Consider the following 16689-nt stretch of genomic DNA (forward strand, 5'->3'; position numbering starts at 1 on the left):
AACGTCGAGGGAACGCCACTTGGCCATTCCATCGGAACTGCGAGTCCGGATCGGCCTCGCGCCAGGGCCATTCGACAAAGACGTACCGATCATCTGCCTTTACAACGCGTCCATCCTGCGGCGGACACGTCAGAGTCAACACCTCGCCGACGCGGAAGTCACTGCTAGGCATGTGCGATAGATCCAATCTCGCTGGTCAGGGCATGTTCGCTGACTGCCGCCAGCCATCCTACTAGCTAGGATCCGCAGGGTCCGCCCAGAACATGCGCCAGGGCGACTTGTCAGCATTACCGGGGAACTCTGGACCACCCACCATTACACCACGCTGATTCAGAAGTGGATAACATGTATCCCAGCAAATATTTCGCGATGTTCCACCGAATTCAACGAATTCGTTCATCCCAAGCCCGTTGACAATCCCCTCTTCGGCGTGACCAGCGCCGGACACGAATGCATCTCTGGCCCATTGCGGCCAACTGTCCGGCGCCTCCGTTGCGCCACCGTTAATTCCGGTTCGGATGCTCAAATCACCGGTGCTGGCATTACGGACTCCGACGACGGCAGTAGTGCCTCGATCGCCAGCCTGCCAATGATCGTTGGTGGCATTAAAACGCAAATCCTGAAGACCCTGAGCAGCTTGCTGCGAAAGGGCGGCATCATCAGATCCACCCGGCCCACAAGAATTGTGGACCAAGATCGGCGTCGAGCCTGCGAGCACATAGTACGTGTGCAGCTGCGAGACGGTCAGGTTGTACATCCGTGCGCGGCCTTCGATGGCGCGGACGGTGGTGACGACGACGCGTTCGCCGGTGTCGGCCTTGAGTGCGTGGCCGGGGGTCAGCTTGCCGGCTGGCACCCAGGCGTGATCGGTGTCGTCCCAGAACGGATGGTTGGCGGTCGTCTTGATCGTGCTTGCGGCACCATCGGTCGTGACGTCGAGGTCGATCAGGTCCTCGTCGTCATGCACCAGTTGGGCGCTGACGGTGCGTCCGCCCTGGTCTGTGGCCGTACCTTGGTCTGCGGATTCGACGGCGTCGCCAGCCTTGATGTCGCCGATCGGTTTGGCCGAACCGTCGGCCATGAGAACCTGAGTTTCAGGTGTGAAGCTGCACGATTTCCCGACGGGCTGTTCTGGCGAGGTCGGGCTGGGCTTTGGGGTGACTGGCGCTTTAGGGTCGGACGGCCTGGTCTTGAGACGGTTGGGTTCTTCCGGTGCGGGAACCGGGCTTGAGGGCGAGCTCTTGGGAGTGCTCTTGGACCCGAGCTTCGCGAATGCGTTCCTGATGCCTCCGACTTCCTCAACGGCCTCTAGCGCATACCTCAATCCCTTCACGCCCAACTTGACGAGCCCGTAGCCGTCAGCCGCGATTTCAACGACGGTCTCGGTCACCTCGCCAGCGACGTACGCCTTGTCGTCGTGGGGAATGCCGAAGGCATCCGCCACCGGGTGCTCGGAGGGCTGAATGGGAGTGATCCCCGGGAACACCGAATAGCCACCGGTTTGCTTGGCGACCTCTCCGTTGATCCCGGCCAGGATGTTGTTTCCCGCCGTGTACGGGCTGTACTTCGCGAGCCAGCCGGCCGCGCTGTCCACTGCGCCTGCAACAAACTTTCCCGTGGCCTTGAGCCACCCTGGCCACAGGCCGCTGGGGTCGCTGAGGGTGATCGGATTGTCGTTGGCGTAGGTGTATCCGCCCATCTGGCTGGGATTGCCAGGTTCCAGGAGCGGGTCCGCCGTGAGGAAGCGGCCGAGCGTGGGGTCATAGTTGCGGGCGCCGAGCAGGTTGAGACCGCTGTTCGTGTCCACGGGTTTGCCGAGGTAGCCGTGATTGTCCGCCCACGATGCGGGGACGGTTCCGCGGGGGTTTCCGTAGGGGTCGAAGGCTCGCCGGGTGATGGCTTTACTGGCTGCGTCGATCTGGAGGGTCGAGGTGTTCTGGGGGTTGGTCAGCTCGTAGGTGAGGCCTCCGGTGCTGGAACGGACGATGCTGGTTCCGTCGGGCTGGCGGTAGTAGCGCTTGCCGGTGACGGCGGCGCCGTCGGCTGAGAGGGTGAGTTGTTCGGCGCCGCCGAACAGGTAGAGGACGGTGCCGTCGGGGCCACGCTGGATGAGCAGGTTGCCGCTGGCGTCGTACAGGTACCGGGAGATGCTGGTGCTGTCACCGTTGGGCGTGGTGACGGTTTCGGTGCGGCCTTCGGTGTTGTAGGTGAAGGCCTGGGTGGTACCAGCGGTGGGCTGGGTGCCGCCGGGTCCCCATTTTTGGTTGGAGCCCTGGTTGCAGGTCCATAGAGCGACACGGGTGCCTGCGGTGCTGCTGGTTCCGGGGATGTCGAGGCACAGGCCGAATGCCCTGTTGACCAGGGCGCCGTCGGTGCGAGTGCGCCACTGCTGGCTGGCGTCGTTGGCGTCGCAGGTCCACAGCTCGATCTGTGCGCTGGAGCCGGCATTACCTCCGGCCGGGCGGGCGCAGGTACCGAGGACGCGCAGGGTGCCGTCGGTGCCGATAGTCCAGTTCTGCGCTTCGGTGCCATTGCAGGTCCAGGTCTGGACGGAGGTGCCGTTGGCATTGTGGGCGCCTGCGGCGTCAAGGCAGAGCGGCGTGGTGCCGGTCGGAACAGCGGAGGGCAAGGTGGTGGTACTGGTCGTGGTCCGGGAGGTGGTGCTGCCTTCCGTGTCGTACTGCGGGGTCAGGGTGCTCGTGTAACTGGGACCGGTAGGAGCATTGGCCGTGGCGGGCCACTGCTGGTTGGCGCTGCCGGTGCAATACCACAGGCCGACCGGGGTACCGGGGTTCTGGTTCCAGCCGGGGAGGTCCAGGCACAGGGTGGAGGCGGCGTGGACGAGGGCTCCGTTGGCGCCGTCCTGCCACTTCTGGCTGTCGCTGCCGTCGCACGTGGCCAGCTCGATACCAGTGCCCGCTCCGGCGCTGCCGCCGGCCGGGCGGGCGCACTTTCCGAGTGCCCGCAGGGTTCCGTCACCGGGGCGGGTCCATTTCTGAGCGCCCGTGCTGTTGCAGGTCCACGTCTCGACGAGGGTGCCGTCGGCGGTGCGCGCGCTGGTGACGTCCAGGCAGAGCCGTTCGCCTCCGGTTCCCGCCATCGCCGAGGTCAGGCTGCTGGTGGGGGTGCCAGTGCTGGTGGTGACCGTGGTGACGGTGTTCGGCTTGGCAGCCGGGGTACGGCCGTCGCCCGGGTAGACGCTGGTCTGGGTGACGTCGCGGGCGGTGTCGCCGGTGACATCGCGGCGGACCTGCTGGGTGCGGTCGCCGAGCATGTTGTACTGAAAGCTCTGCCAGTACGGTGCCGGACCGCCCAGCGAGTTGAGCCCGACGCTGCTGTTGTTGCAGTGCGAGACCTGCCCGGCGCTTGGAGAGGAGACGCTCGCGGTATCGCTCCACGCTTCCACGAGCCGGTTCAGACCGTCGTAGCGGAAGCACTGGGTATCGGACACCTGGTCCGTGCCGCCGGAGGACTGCAGCTCGGAGGTGCTGGTGCGGTTTCCGACCTGGTCGTAGCCGTAGCTGGTGAACGAGATCGGGTTGACGTCGGCCTGCTGGAGCTTGACGCTGCTTGTGGTGAGCCGGCCGGTGGTGTCGTCGTACGTCCGGGCCGTGCGCAGCAGGCCGCCGCGGTCGCCGTACTGGGAGAGCAGCAGTTGGCCAAGTGCGTTGTAGTTGGCCATGTCGAGGAGCGCAGCGGTTTCGGTGCCGCTCTGGACGACCTCGCCTTGGAGGTCGAGAGTGTAGCCGAGCGTCTCGGCGGGCAAGCCGCCATCCGCGTTGTAGCTGAATCCGCCGAGAAGACCGATGTTGTCGGTGTAGTGGGCGGTCTGGGTGTAGTCGCCGGCGAGCTTGCCTTCGGCTGCGGGGATGGAAGTCGTCGTGGAGGTGGGCTGGTAGCGCGTGGTGTAGCCGTTGATCTTCTGTACGTATGTACTGCCCGTGGCGCCACCGGCGTAGCGGGTGATGGAGGTCGGGTAGCCCTTGGCGAGGGTGTCGTAGGCGGTGGAGGCGAGCAGTTTGGACTGGTCGCCGGTGTCGGTGCCCTCGTAGCGACCGGTGACGCGGCCGAGCAGGTCGTAGGCGAGGGAGAGTTGCTTGCCGCGGCCGTCGGTCGTGCTGGTGACGTGACCGAGGTCGTCGTAAGCGGCGGTGGAGGTGCCGGCATCGGGATCGGTCTGGGAAGTGCGTCGGCCCTGGAGATCGTATGCGTAGGTCCAAGTGTTGCCAACGTTGTCCGAGATGGTGGCGAGCTTGCCGCGCTGGTCGAAGGTGTAGCGGGTGGTGGCGTCGCCGGTGCTGCCACCGTGGAGCACGGAGGCGGTGGTCCGGCCGAGGGCGTCGGTGTAGACGGTGCTCGGGGTGCCGCCGCTGGGCGGGGTGGAATCCGTCCGGTCGGCGCCCGGGTAGGTGGTGGTGGTCTGCCACAGCTCGGTGCCCTTGGCGTAGAGCTTGCTGGCGACCTTCCGGCCGGTGCCGTCGTACAGGTAGCGGGTCTGGGAGGGGACGGTGTTGTCAGCCTCCTCGAACAGCGTGGTGCCGGGTGCGGTGAGGGGGTCGTACCAGGCCGCGGTGGCCTTGGTCACCTGGCCGTGGCTGTCGTAGCGCGTGTGGGCCAGGAGGCGGCCTTGGGTTCCGTTGGCCGGGGTGGACTGAGTCTGACGGGGTTGCAGGAAGCCGTCGTAGATGGTGGCCGATGTGGTGTAGGTGCCGTTCTCCAGCTGTGTGTTCGTCGTGACGCTCGGGGGGTTGGCACGTGTGGACGGGGCCGGGTCGACGCCGTGCATCTCGTAACTGAAGGTGCGGTCCGCCTTCTTGTCGGCGTCCTTGCTGTTGCCGGGGAGCCAGATGGCGGTGCGGCGGCCGAGTGTGTCGTAGATTGAGTCCGTGACGCGACCGTTGGCGTCCACGGCGCGGGTCACCAGGCCGCGGGCCGGGGATACGACGCTCTTCGCGGTCCAGCCCAGAGGGTTGGTGGTGGTGACTTCGGTCGGAAGGAAGCCTGTCGCCGGGGTATAGGCAGTGCGGTTGACCGCACCCGCGCCGTCGATGCTGCGGACAGCGCGGCCGTAGGCGTCGAATTCCTGTGCGGCCAGGGTCTGGTAGGCGGCGTTGCCCTGAGCGTCGTAGGCCTTGACGGACTGGGTGGCGGTGACGAAGCCGGCGGTCGAACCGTTCTGCCCAAGAACACCCGGCGGGCCGGGGTTGTTCAGATCAGTGCTGCCGTCGTAGATGAGCCTGCGGTCGCTGACCGTTGTGGACGCAGACGGCTTGGTGCCGCAGGGGCCGGCGAGGGTCAGGACTCCGCTCGGATAGGCGAGCATCATCGGGTTGGCCGCTGGGGGCGTCGCATAGCTCGTGGTGGTGCAGCTCTGGTCGGCCGTGGTGGTCACATCCGGCTGTGACTCGACCTTGACGGGTCGTCCGAGGCTGTCGTACGTGGTGCTGGTGCGGGCGGTGCGCCACGTCACTTGATCGGACAGAAGCGAGCTGGAACGCGAGCCGATCGACTGCACCCGGCGGGCCTCAAGCCTTGGGAGCGCCGACAGCAACCCTCCGTCCTTCGAAGTCCACGCCGTCCTGTCCCGGCTGGTGATGACGGTGCTGACAGGCGTGTCGGTGAACTGCTTGGCGATGGCGGTGCCGCCAGCCTGTGTGTAGGTGACGGACTCCTGCGCCGTGCCGGCCAGCCAGGGGCTGTCGACGGTTTCCTCGCCGAGGGAGTTCTTCAGCTTGACGACCCGGCGGGAGCGGTCCGTCTTGTAGTCATCGTTCATGCCCTGCAGATAGGAGACGGTGGTCTGGCTGACCAGGTCCGGACTGGCGCCGTCCGTGGTGGTGACGGTGCGATAGCCGCGGAAGTCGTTCCAGGTGCGGTACCGGTCGTCGGTCAGGTCGGAGTCGTCCCGGTGCCATGCCGCGCCACCACCGTAGGTGTAGGCGGTCATCCGAGCCGGGGAGTTCGCCTTGGTGGTGTCCGAGACGGTGACCTTGGCGACCAGCGTCTTGTGGAACCAGTCGGCGACCGGCGCAGCCCCGCCCGGGGTGGTCCAGTACACCGGGTAACAGGCCATCGTGTTGCCGTCGGCCGAGGCGGGCATGCTGCCCCTGGTCCGGGAGCACTCCGGGTCGCGGTAGGTGACGGCGATCGAGGTGCCCGACTCGGTGTTGATCCCGATGATGCGAGGCCGATACAGCGGCAGCGAGGACACGTCCGAGCTGTCGACGCGGTTGTCCACCTCGGTACCGGCGAAGGTGACCGGGTCCAGGGTGATCTGGCCGCTGCCGCCGGCCGAGGTGTCCTGAGCGGTGTGCCGGATCTGGGACAGCCACATCACCGACTGCAACGAGCCGACGTTCTGCTTGTCCGGAGTCTTTCCGGTCACCGGATCGTAGGTGCCCCCGGCAGCGGAGAACAGGTGCGTGAGGTCGTACCGGTCGACGTTCTGCCAGCCGCTCTGCGTGCGCAGCTCGGTGCGGATGGTACTGAGGCGCTTGGTGGACCAGAAGGTCGGCGAGGCGAGACGGCAGACGTTGGATCCCGTGCCGCTGGTGGTCCAGCCGTCCTGGCAGGCCAGGTCGAACGGGACATCCGGCCAGTTCGAGGCCGTGGCCGCCGACAGGTTCTCCGGCTTGCAAACGGCATCGGAGACCGTGCACCGCTCGGCGGTGTCAAAGTTCACCCGGGCGGACGGCTCACGGCCTGCGAGCGCGTCAGCGAGCTGGTAGCCGTAGGAGACGCGGGCGAGGTGGCCGCCACGAGAGTAGGGGGCCAGGGTGCCGGTGCCACCGGCGCCCTGGCCGCTGCCCATGGCGTACCGGTTGGCCTCGGCGGCCCAGTCGTAGCGCTGGAGGTTGCCGTGGGGGTCGACCACGAAGTCCAGGTTCCAGCGCCATCCGAGCTGCTGGTCGCACTGGGAGTCCTTGCCCTTGGTTGCGTTGTAGCAGGGGTCACCATTGTTCGGGTCGTACACCGGTACGGCCCAGGCACTGTTGGTCGCGCCATCCCCGGTGGTGCCGGGGGCGTGGTTGAGACCGAAGTAGTAGGCGGTGCCGTCGGTGGTGGTGACCTTGAAGTACTCGCCCTGCCACAGGCCGTTCGCCGCGCCCGTCAGCCGCTCGATGCGGGTGCCGTCATCACTCTGAAGGTGGTACAGGCCATCCGCGTCCCGGATCAGTTCGCCATTGTGGGAGCCGAGGGCGAGCGTGGCGTTCCATCCAGCCCAGCACTCGTCACCGGAATCCTTGATGCCGGCGTTCTTGCAGGACTTGTAGGAGCGTTCGAGGAAGCCGGGGCTGTAGGACCAGCCGTCACCGATCCACGAAGCCTGCGAGTTACGGGCGGAGGTCTCGCCGTCCACCGACTGCGAGTTGTACGACAGCGTCACTTCCGGGCCGGCCCCGGCCAATGATGGCGGAGTGGTGACCGGGTAACCGTAGGTGAATGCGCCGGAGGAGCTCTGCGACCACGCGCCGGACGCGGACAGGTCGGTCGCTGTGTAGGACCCCTGGGAGCTTCCCGTGTCGGAGACTGCCGCAACCGCCATTCCGCCGCTGGCCGCATCCGGGGAGAGCGCGGAGTCGAGCTTGGTCGCGGGTACCTCGCCGGGTGCGGTCTTCGCGGCCGTGCTGGTGTCACCGGGCAGGGCGATGGTGCCACTGACCCTCTTTGCCACAGGGTCGACAACCGACTCCAGCGGCTTTCGGGTGCGGCACTCCGACAGCTGGGGCGTGGTCAGCGCGCAAGCCGGCATCGCGACCAGGTGCAGCCGGGAGGCCCAGCCTCCGCCGAAGGCGTCGGCGATCCCGCTGTAGTCGAGTGAGACGTCCAGGCTTGCGGCTTCCTTGCCGCCGTCCGTGCGCTGGAGGGCGACCAGAAGACCGTCGACGTTCGCCTTCTCGGTCTGGGGCCGGTCAGCGACCTTGACCTCGACACTGCCCGGCAGGGCGGCCGGTTCAGCGTCTGCTGCGGCCCTGGCCTTGGCACCGACCTGCTCGGCGTAGGCTGCGGCGAGCAGAACGGGGGTCGCACCGACCCGCATCGCGGTACTGGGCACCCTGTCGGCGCGGGTGCCCTGGCTGGAGCCGGCCTTCGTGAGGTCGACGGATACGGTAGCGGCTGCGGGCCAGTTGACCGGCCCGCTGTGGTGGACGGTCAGTTCCCGTGCCCCGACAGGGCGCGGCAGCGGCTTCGACTCGCCCTTGCCGTCGGCGTCGTGGCCGCTGACTCGTGGGAGCTGGGGGATTTTCTCCTTGCTCTGGTCGGCGGCGTACGCACGGCCTAAGCCGACGTTCTCACCTGCGAGCGGGACCACCAGTGCCATCACGGCGGTGAGCGCGGCAACGGTGAGCGTGTTCCGTCGCCTGCGACCCCCTCCCCGTTCACGGTGGACGAACCAACTCAAACTGGGCTGCACGCATACCCCCACGTTCGTGAATTCGCAATGGGCCTGGGACCACTTACAGATGGCAACCACAGCTCGCCCAACATGACGGCGGGAACCGTATTGCCAGACTCTTGGGCAACGCAATAGCGTTCGGCTGCGATTGGCAATCAAATTGATGATCAGTCAGCTGACGATTGCTTAGAAATCGCTCCACAATTGGACAAAGGCGCCCCGCGCACCAGCGAGTGTGATGCATCCCACAGCCTGCGCGCGGGGTCAGCCGTGTCGTGAAAGTGATGACGCCATGGGGGAACTCCTTCCCACTCCGCCGCCGCAGCGGCATTACCTGATAAGGCATCTGGCAACCGCGTGCGCCGTCGGGCTCGTCCTGGCCGCACCCGGCGCCGCAGTCGCCGACGACCGCACCTTCGCCGTCCCGCCCGGGTCGGCCGCCCAGGCGTCCAAGCTTCCCGAACCCGCCCCGGGCCCCGTACAAACCGCCCGCCTTCAGGCCAAGAAGACGGGTAAGCCGGTCACCGTAGACGAGCTGACCAGCGAGACGTCGCTCACGGTGGCCGGACCCGATGGCAAGCTCACCGCCACCACCCACCTTCAGGCAGCCCGGGTAAAGAAGAACGGCACCTGGACCGCAGTCGACGCCACGTTGACCCGCAACCCGGATGGGGGCTACTCGCCCACTGCCACGCCGTCAGGGGTTACTCTCTCCGGCGGCACCGGACCGCTGGCCACGCTCACCGACAAAGACGGTCACAGCTTCGCATTGGCCTTTCCCGCAAAGCTGCCCGCGCCCACCGTGACCGGCAGCGCCGCCACTTACGCGGAGGTTCTGCCCGGTGTCGATCTGCGGGTGGACGTCACCACGCAGGGCGCGGTCCGCGAAGTCCTGGCAGTCAAGGACGCGAGCGCCGCCGCCAACCCCGCACTGAAATCACTCAAGCTCGGCATCGGAACCACGAACCTCACCGTGTCCGCAGACGCGCACGGCAACCTCACTGCCGCTGCCGCCGATGGAAAGCCCGTCTTCCGCGCACCTTCCCCGCTGATGTGGGACTCCGCGTCAGACACCCCGGCGCCGCCGACTACCCCAACCATCAAAGCCGCCGCAGCGCCTCTCGCCTCCTCCATCTCCGGTCCGATCTCCGGAGGTGCCCAAGCAGGCGCGGACGACAGCGAGTCCTCGACGGATGGACCAGGTCGCGGCGCGCACATCAAGCCGATCGCGGTCGAGGCCACGCCCAGCGCCCTCACGCTGACCCCGGACGCAGACCTGCTCGGTGGCAAGGACACCGTCTGGCCGCTCTACATCGACCCGACCTTCCAGCCGGCCCCGACCATGGGCACCAACCACTTCGCCCAGGTGATGCAGGGCTGCCCGGCCAGTCCCCAATACGACATCGCGCAGGACAACGGCCAGGGCGTCGGATTCCAACGTTACCGAACCAACTGCTATGGCATGGAACGCTCGTACTACGAGTTCAACACCAGCGCCGTGGCACCACAGATGTACATCGACGACGCGAAGATGTACTTCACCGAGACCTACGGCGCCAGCTGGGACTGCGGCCACACCGCCCCCGTCGCCCTGAGGTGGATGAGGGAGGCGATCGACGGCGGCACCGATTGGAACCACCAGCCGACCGTCTACCAAGACATCAACGGTCAGTGGCCCAAGTCCGCCTACGGAAAATGCGGCTGGCAGACGGTCACCTTCAACGTCACGGACGCACTGCGCTCAGTCGCCCAGGCCGGCAGCAAGGCTTGGACGGTAGGCCTGTTCGGCGACGAGAACAACTCGACCAACAACGACAACTTCATGCGGTTCGCCCCCAACCCGTACCTCATCGCCACCTACGATCTCCCGCCGAATACCCCCGACTCCATGTACACCAGTCCCCAGCCGATCAACCCGAACGGCTACGCCTGCGGCGGTGGCCAGCCGGGCTGGATCGGGCGGACCGTGCCGCTAGGCAACGGCGCCTCTGACATCACCCTGCACGCCTACGGCTCCACGCCGATGCCGGGCACCAACATCGTCATCGGTTTCCACGTCTGGGACAACATGGCGGCGGACGCCAACGGCAACCCCACCACCGTCACCTGGCCCGCCAGCCAGAGCATCAACGGCCGGGGCTGGGGCGACGCCAACATCGGCTTCCCGATCTCCGACGGCCACCAGTACGGCTGGAACGCGTGGGCCACCGACGGACTGCTTGGCAGCGCGGGCACCGCCTACTGCTACTTCAACGTCGACCTGACCCCGCCCACTCTCGCCTACATCACGCCCTCCACCGTCTTCCCGCCGATCGGCAGCGGCATCAAGCCCACCGGCCACGCCGGCGACCAGGGCGCCACCATCCGTGTCACCAGCACCGACCCGGTCCCGACCGGCTGCACCCGCGGCAGTTGCCTGTCCAGCGGCGTGCGCGAGTTCCAGTACAACCTGGACGACAATATCCCGCCGACCGGCTACAAGGCCCAGCCCGTCGCCGGGGTGGACGCCAACGGCTACGCCTACGCGGACATCCCGATCAACCTCAACCCCGACCAGTGGGGCACCCACCGCCTGCACGTGCGCGCCACGGACAACGCCGGCAACACTCAATCGCAGGCCGCGACCTACGACTTCTACGCGCCCTGGAACCCGGCCACCAAAGTCGTCGCCGGCGACGTCAACTTCGACGGCACCCCCGACTACCTTGTCCCCGCCGCCGACGGCTCGCTGACCCTGCTTCCAGGCAACAGCGACTTCACCGCCCAACCCGGCACCGCATCCACCAAGGCGCAGAGCCCCGAACAGGACAGCTGGAACAACTACCTGATCGCCCACCGCGGCTCGGTCAGCGCCAACAGTGTCGACGACCTGCTCGCCTACAACAAGAGCTCCAAGCAGCTCTACATCTACTTCAACGACTCCACCCGCGTGCCCGCCGGAACACCAGGCCACTTCAGCGACCGCGCCGGGATCGCGCAGATCGGCAACAGGACCGACTGCGCCAGAGGCGTCGACGGAACCTGGAACAACCTCACGCAACTGACTGCACTCAGCGCGACCCCCACCAGCGCGGGCCGACCCAACCTGATCACCATCGAGGCGGGCCACCTTCGCTACTATCCTGGCACCACAGTCGGCGGCTGCCTCCTCGCCCAAGGGATCGAACTCGGGGCCGACAACGAGAATTGGAGCAACTTCACCCTCTTGTCCCCCGGGATCATCGGCAACACCCCGGCGCTGTGGGTACGCGACAGCATCACCGGCGCGATCAACACCTTCCCCCTGCCCCTCACCGACGGTGCCCCGGCCGCGAAGTCCCTGCACATCCCCGCTCACCAGGCCCTGGTCTCCGCAGTCAAGAACCCCACCGGCGCCAACATGTGCGCCGACGTAGACCGTGGCCTCCCCGACAACGGGACCACAGCCCAACTGTGGGACTGCAACACGACAGGGGCCCAGGCCTTCACCCGCGGCATCGACAGCACACTCCACGTCCTCGGCAAGTGCCTGGACATCAAGGACGCTGCCACCGGTAACGGCAGCGGTATCCAGCTCTGGGATTGCAACAACACCGGCGCCCAGAAGTGGGCCGACGGTCCTTACTCCGGCACCCTACGGAACCCGCAGTCCGGCCGCTGCCTCGCCGTCCCCGAAGGCAAGAACGACCCCGGCAACCACCTCATCCTCTGGGACTGCCTCGACGACGTCAGCCAGAAGTGGACCAGCCCCACCGCCCAGGCTGTGCTGCCACTCGGCGCGAGCTCCGCTGCGTACCCGACCATCGACTCTCCCGGCGACATCAACGGTGACGGCAACCCCGATCTGATCACCACTGACGCCAACGGCATCTTCACCCAGTATCTCGGCACGGCACCTGACGCAGGGCTGCCCCGCTTCGGCACCCCGCGCACCCTCCCCTCCGCCACACCTGCCAGCTACAACATCAGCTCCGCCCAGAACCCGAACCGGTGCTTCGACAACTGGGGTGCTGGCAACGGCACCTCCTTGCTCATCTACAACTGCTGGAACGGCGGCAACCAGAAGCTCACCTTCGCCGCCGACGGCACACTGCGCACCGGCGGACGCTGCGTCGCCACGAAGGACAACGCAACCGCCAACGGCACCGCCGTCGTCATCCTCGACTGCACCGGAGCCACCGGCCAGGCCTGGACCCTCCGCGCCGACGGCACCCTCTACAACCCCACCGCCAACCGATGCATCGAACTCCCCGGCTGGAATGATGCCAACAGCACAGCCCTCGACATCTGGGACTGCATCGGCAGCCATGCCAACCAGCGCTGGACCATCTACCCCAACACCGCCTGACCCTCACCCCTGACCAGCCGACCCGGGGCCTGTGGCACACCCAGTGCCGCAGGCCCCGGCCGCACCAACTGTGCTCCTGACAATGGAACAGGGCGACTCCGAGCCCCGCTAGGCTCCTTTCCGTTTCCCCGATAGCCTGCCGCAGGCGCGCGACACAACCTTCGCCAACCCAGCCCCGGTTCACCGGCACCCGACCTGGTGCGTCTGCCGGGCACGCCGTCGCTGGACGACAGGCGTGTCACCGGTCAGGGGGCCTGGGTGTCGGCTGCGGGTGGGGTGGGCGCGTCGTCGGGCTCGTCGGCCTTGGCGCGGACGTCCTTCGGGGTAGGCGCCACGATGTTCCGTTCCTCCGCGGACCGCTCCCGTACGGTGTCGTCGCCGTCCCGCGAGGCGTCGTGCTCCGCGGGGGTGGTGCCCGTGTCGTGCGTGCTCATGGCGTAGCCCTTCTCATCAGGTCGGTCGGCAGATTCGGTGCCCTCGGGAGGTGGCCTCGCGGGCCCGGCGGCTGCTTCTTGCTCGAACCGGCGGGCATGTCTCTCCTCCTCGGGTTGCCCCCGCGTCTACCCCGAACGCCGGTCGCGACGCGTTCGCACGCCCTCGGAGATCCGGTTGGCGGACCCCGCCGTTCCTGGCGCCGCTCCGGCCGCTCCGGCCACGACGCCACGGCGGGGTCCGGACGCGCGTAGGACCGGCGCTATGGAGCCGTCCGGCGGGCGGCCGTGCGCCGCAGCACGATCTGCGGCAGAACAAGCCAGGTGGTGGTGAACCAGAGCAGGACGGCTGCGCTGAGGGCCCAGGCGGCGACCGGGTTGCCGGTGGCGGTACGCAGCAGGAGCAGCAGTGCGGCGGCGATGGTCAGGGCCAGGGTGACGAGGCCGGTGGCGATGAGGTGGCCCGCGACGTGGATGAGTTCGGGTTTCATGCCACGGCCGGCGAGGAGGCGGTGGAAGGCCACGGGGGCGACGAGCGTGCCGGTGGCGAGGGCGCCGAGGATGACGGTGGCGACGTAGAGGTCCTTGTCGAAGTCGGGCAGGCCGGCGAAGCGCGGGGTGAAGGCCACGCTGATGAGGAAGCCGAAGAGGATCTGCGCGCCGGTCTGGCACACCCGGACCTCCTGGAGCATCTCGCTCCAGAGCCGGTCGGCCCGTTCCTGGGGTGTCTCGTCCCTGCCCCCGCCGGGCGACTTGTCGTCCTTCGGCACGGTGTCGTCTCCCTGTGCGCGGGTACGCGATGCGGGCAGGTCTGCGGGCCCGCAGGTCGGTGCCGGCTCTTCGGGCCGTCGGGTCAGGGGCGGTCTTCGTGGTGGCCGCAGAGCCAGGCCAGCGCTTGGTAGGCGCCCAGGGCGTACGCGGCGTTCGCGCCTTCGTCCGCGCCGTCGCCGTCGCCCTCAGCCGAGGCCAGGGCCAAGGCCGAGACGTCGCGCAGGCGGACGGCGGCGGCCTGGCACTCGGCCAGGAGCTGCGCCCGGCACGGCCCGGTGGCGCCGAGCGCGGCGGCAGCGGTGAGGGGCGCCGCGACCTGGGCGCCGGCGGCCCATCGGTAGGCCCCCAGGATTCCGTGGTCGAAACCGGTCCACGGCTGCGGGCGGCCGTTGGCCGCCTCGATCGCGTCGAACACCTCGTCCAGTAGGCGCACCCCTACCGCCGGGATCGTCGTCTCGTCACTGGTCATGCCCGCAACCTACGTCGCCCGGACGCGGCCCGCCCCCGGGCGCCCGGTCCGTCCCGGGGGCGGCCGGACGGACGCTGGGCAATCGGGTGAACCCCGCGCCAGCCGCCGCGGTGGCGCCGACGGGTCCGGCTCGGAGCGCGGTGCGCAGCGCCGGGACCGGGTGGAGGCGGCGGACCGCTCAGTCGCCCGTTGCGGGCAAGGCGATGCGGCGCACCTGTCCGGCTTCCAGCTCGACGACGACGGCCAGCACCGGGCGCAGCCAGCGCACCATCGACCGCGCGCCCGGATGCGGCTTGCGCAGCCGCCCGGCGACGGGCGACCCGAGCTCCGCCCGCTCCTGCCCGGACAGCTCGCGCGTCACCAGCCGCCGACCGTCGACGAGCACCACCAGCAGCCGCCCCGGCTCGCCTGGTTTGCACGGCTTGCCCGGTTCGCCGACGGCCCCGACCACCCAGCCCCTCACCGCAGCCCGCCCGGACACCGTTCCAGCGCGGGCGGCACGATCATCGACGGACTCCCTCCGTGCACGAGGTGTGATCACCCGAGCATGGCAGCAGGCCCCGACGGGCGCGATCCATGCGGTCGTCCCATGCGGTCGTCCCATGCGGTCGTCGATCCCGCCGCTCGTCCAGGCGGAGCCGGGCCGGAACCGGGCCGGAACCGGGCGAGGGTGCTCGCCTCGAAAGGCTCACCCCCGGATGTGGGTCCGCCGACGATGGCCGAGGCTCGGTGCATGGCATCGATCATCGTGCTCTTCGAGCTGGAGCCCGACGGGGCCATCGGTGCCACCGGGGCCATCGGTGCGGAAGATGCGGAAGGTGCCGAGCCCGCCGTGATCGCGGTGCACGCCGCCGGGGCCGACCCCGACGTGCCCGAGGACCCACAGCCGTACACGCTGTGCGGGCTGGAGACCGGCCCGATGGAACACACGCACTACCGGCCGATCCGGCCCGGCGAACCCTGGTACCCGCCCACGCTCGCCGACCAGCGGTGCCAGGAGTGCGAGCGCGCCCTTCGCGCGCTGTGATCGCCGCGCCGGGGAGAAGCGGGCGGCCCCCCGGGCGGGTTCCACCCCGTCGCCGGAGCTGAGCTGATCACCCGCCGGCGCCACGCCGCCGCCGATCACGGGCGGCGTCGCGCTGGGGCGGGGCACGCCTTCAGGTTCTCCGCCTTCAGGTTCTCCGCCGTCGCGCACGCGGCCGGTCGGAGCCCGTCCGCCGGGGGTGGCCCGGGCTGGTCCGGATGCCACCGAGCAGGTGCGGCGGACCGGCCCAGCAGCGACGTTGAGAAAATGGACATCGTCGTCGTACTTGAGCTAGACATGCCGACCAACGTGCGGCTCCTCGGCCCCGACCACACCCCGGCGGACCCGGAGAGCCCGGTGCGCCGCGTACACGCTGCCCCCGCGGAAGCCTCGGGCACCTGCGGCCTCCGCACCCTGTGCGGCCTGGACACCGACGGAATGACCCTCGCCCCGCACCGCTACGCCCACCAACCTCCAGCGCACTGGCTCACCTGCAGCACCTGCCAGGCCGCCAGACAGGGCCCCGCACCCGACGCCACCGAAGCGGCCGTCCAGGACCAGCACGAGGACGACGCCCACCCGGCGGAAACCGCCGCGCGCTGAGCGCCGCACCCACGGCGTCGAGCACATGGAGTGCGCGGGCGGCGGCCGACGGCCGGTCGCCTCCTCAGCGCGAGCCGACCGCTTCGGAGCCGCCAGGTAGTGGCCGTACGCAGGGCGGGGCGGGGGGGCGAGGGCGACCGTCATCCGGGCGGACAGCGCACAACGGACGGCGGGCCTGGTCCGGACAGGCCGGGCGGTCCGCTCACCCGCCGCTCCCCCGGCCGTCGGCGCAGGCGCAGAGCACGGCGAAGGCGATCCCGAGGGTCAGCGCCCAGCAGCCGGTGAGGGCCCACAGGACGGGCGCCTCCGCCGTCCGGAGTCCGGCCGCCAGCAGGCCGAGCGACAGCAGGGCGAGCCCGAGCACGGTGCGCGGCCGTACCCCGCGCGTCATGTCCCAGGCCCTGCTGCGCAGTCCGAGACCGAACCTGTGCAGCCGTGCTTCCAGGACGCGGTCGCGGCGCACCTCCCGTTCGATCCCGAGCAGCGCCTCCTGCTCGCGTCCGTCCATGGTGCGTCCTCCTCGCAGGGTCATCCGTCGCGGTCCGGCGGAGCGGCTACCCGGGAAGCGCGGAGGCTAACGCCGCCACCGGCAGCGCGGAGGCTGACGCGCCACCGCCGGCAGCGCGGCCTGCCGGCGGAGGGCCGCCCGCCCGCCGAGGAGCGCAC

9 protein-coding genes are annotated in these 16689 nt (G+C 68.8%); 3 read left to right on the forward strand and 6 right to left on the reverse strand.

Annotation, left to right across the window (positions count from 1 at the left end; genetic code table 11):
- Positions 1 to 232 precede the first annotated feature (232 nt).
- Positions 233 to 8323, reverse strand: coding sequence for a ricin-type beta-trefoil lectin domain protein (locus OG556_RS38240; protein ID WP_371523126.1), 8091 nt, complete (start codon positions 8321 to 8323; stop codon positions 233 to 235).
- Between the two features lie 367 nt (positions 8324 to 8690).
- Between OG556_RS38240 and OG556_RS38245 the strand changes: the two genes are divergently transcribed.
- Positions 8691 to 12725 carry a ricin-type beta-trefoil lectin domain protein gene (locus OG556_RS38245; RefSeq protein WP_331744840.1) on the forward strand — a complete coding sequence of 1345 codons (4035 nt, stop codon included), beginning with the start codon at positions 8691 to 8693 and terminating at the stop codon, positions 12723 to 12725.
- A 245-nt stretch (positions 12726 to 12970) separates the two neighbouring features.
- Here the strand turns inward: OG556_RS38245 and OG556_RS38250 are convergent, their stop codons facing one another.
- The 4 genes from OG556_RS38250 to OG556_RS38265 all read right to left on the reverse strand — a co-directional run bounded on the left by OG556_RS38250 (position 12971) and on the right by OG556_RS38265 (position 14859).
- Positions 12971 to 13159 (reverse strand): hypothetical protein, encoded by a 189-nt coding sequence (locus OG556_RS38250; RefSeq protein ID WP_331744842.1) that lies wholly within the window; start codon positions 13157 to 13159, stop codon positions 12971 to 12973.
- Between the two features lie 260 nt (positions 13160 to 13419).
- A complete protein-coding gene (locus OG556_RS38255; RefSeq protein WP_331744845.1) occupies positions 13420 to 13926 on the reverse strand; it encodes a DUF6328 family protein in 507 nt (168 codons plus the stop codon).
- An 83-nt stretch (positions 13927 to 14009) separates the two neighbouring features.
- Positions 14010 to 14396: a hypothetical protein gene (locus OG556_RS38260; RefSeq protein ID WP_331744848.1), complete on the reverse strand. Its 387-nt coding sequence runs from the start codon at positions 14394 to 14396 to the stop codon at positions 14010 to 14012.
- A gap of 178 nt (positions 14397 to 14574) precedes the next feature.
- The gene (locus OG556_RS38265) at positions 14575 to 14859 is read right to left on the reverse strand and encodes a hypothetical protein (protein WP_331744850.1); all 285 of its coding nucleotides are present in this window, start codon (positions 14857 to 14859) and stop codon (positions 14575 to 14577) included.
- 270 nt (positions 14860 to 15129) lie between these two features.
- Here OG556_RS38265 and OG556_RS38270 point away from each other — a divergent pair, with 270 nt between their 5' ends.
- Together OG556_RS38270 and OG556_RS38275 are read left to right on the forward strand one after the other, a co-directional pair.
- Entirely contained in the window at positions 15130 to 15423 is a 294-nt protein-coding gene (locus OG556_RS38270; RefSeq protein ID WP_331744851.1) for a hypothetical protein, read from the forward strand.
- Between the two features lie 294 nt (positions 15424 to 15717).
- Entirely contained in the window at positions 15718 to 16023 is a 306-nt protein-coding gene (locus OG556_RS38275) for a hypothetical protein (RefSeq protein WP_331744852.1), read from the forward strand.
- 202 nt (positions 16024 to 16225) lie between these two features.
- On the opposite strand, the gene OG556_RS38280 is transcribed toward OG556_RS38275, so the two are convergent.
- Positions 16226 to 16531, reverse strand: a complete 306-nt coding sequence (locus OG556_RS38280) for a hypothetical protein (protein ID WP_331744854.1) — start codon at positions 16529 to 16531, stop codon at positions 16226 to 16228.
- Positions 16532 to 16689 lie beyond the last annotated feature (158 nt).

Source organism: Kitasatospora sp. NBC_01300 (assembly GCF_041435235.1).
Taxonomy (GTDB): Bacteria; Actinomycetota; Actinomycetes; order Streptomycetales; family Streptomycetaceae; genus Kitasatospora.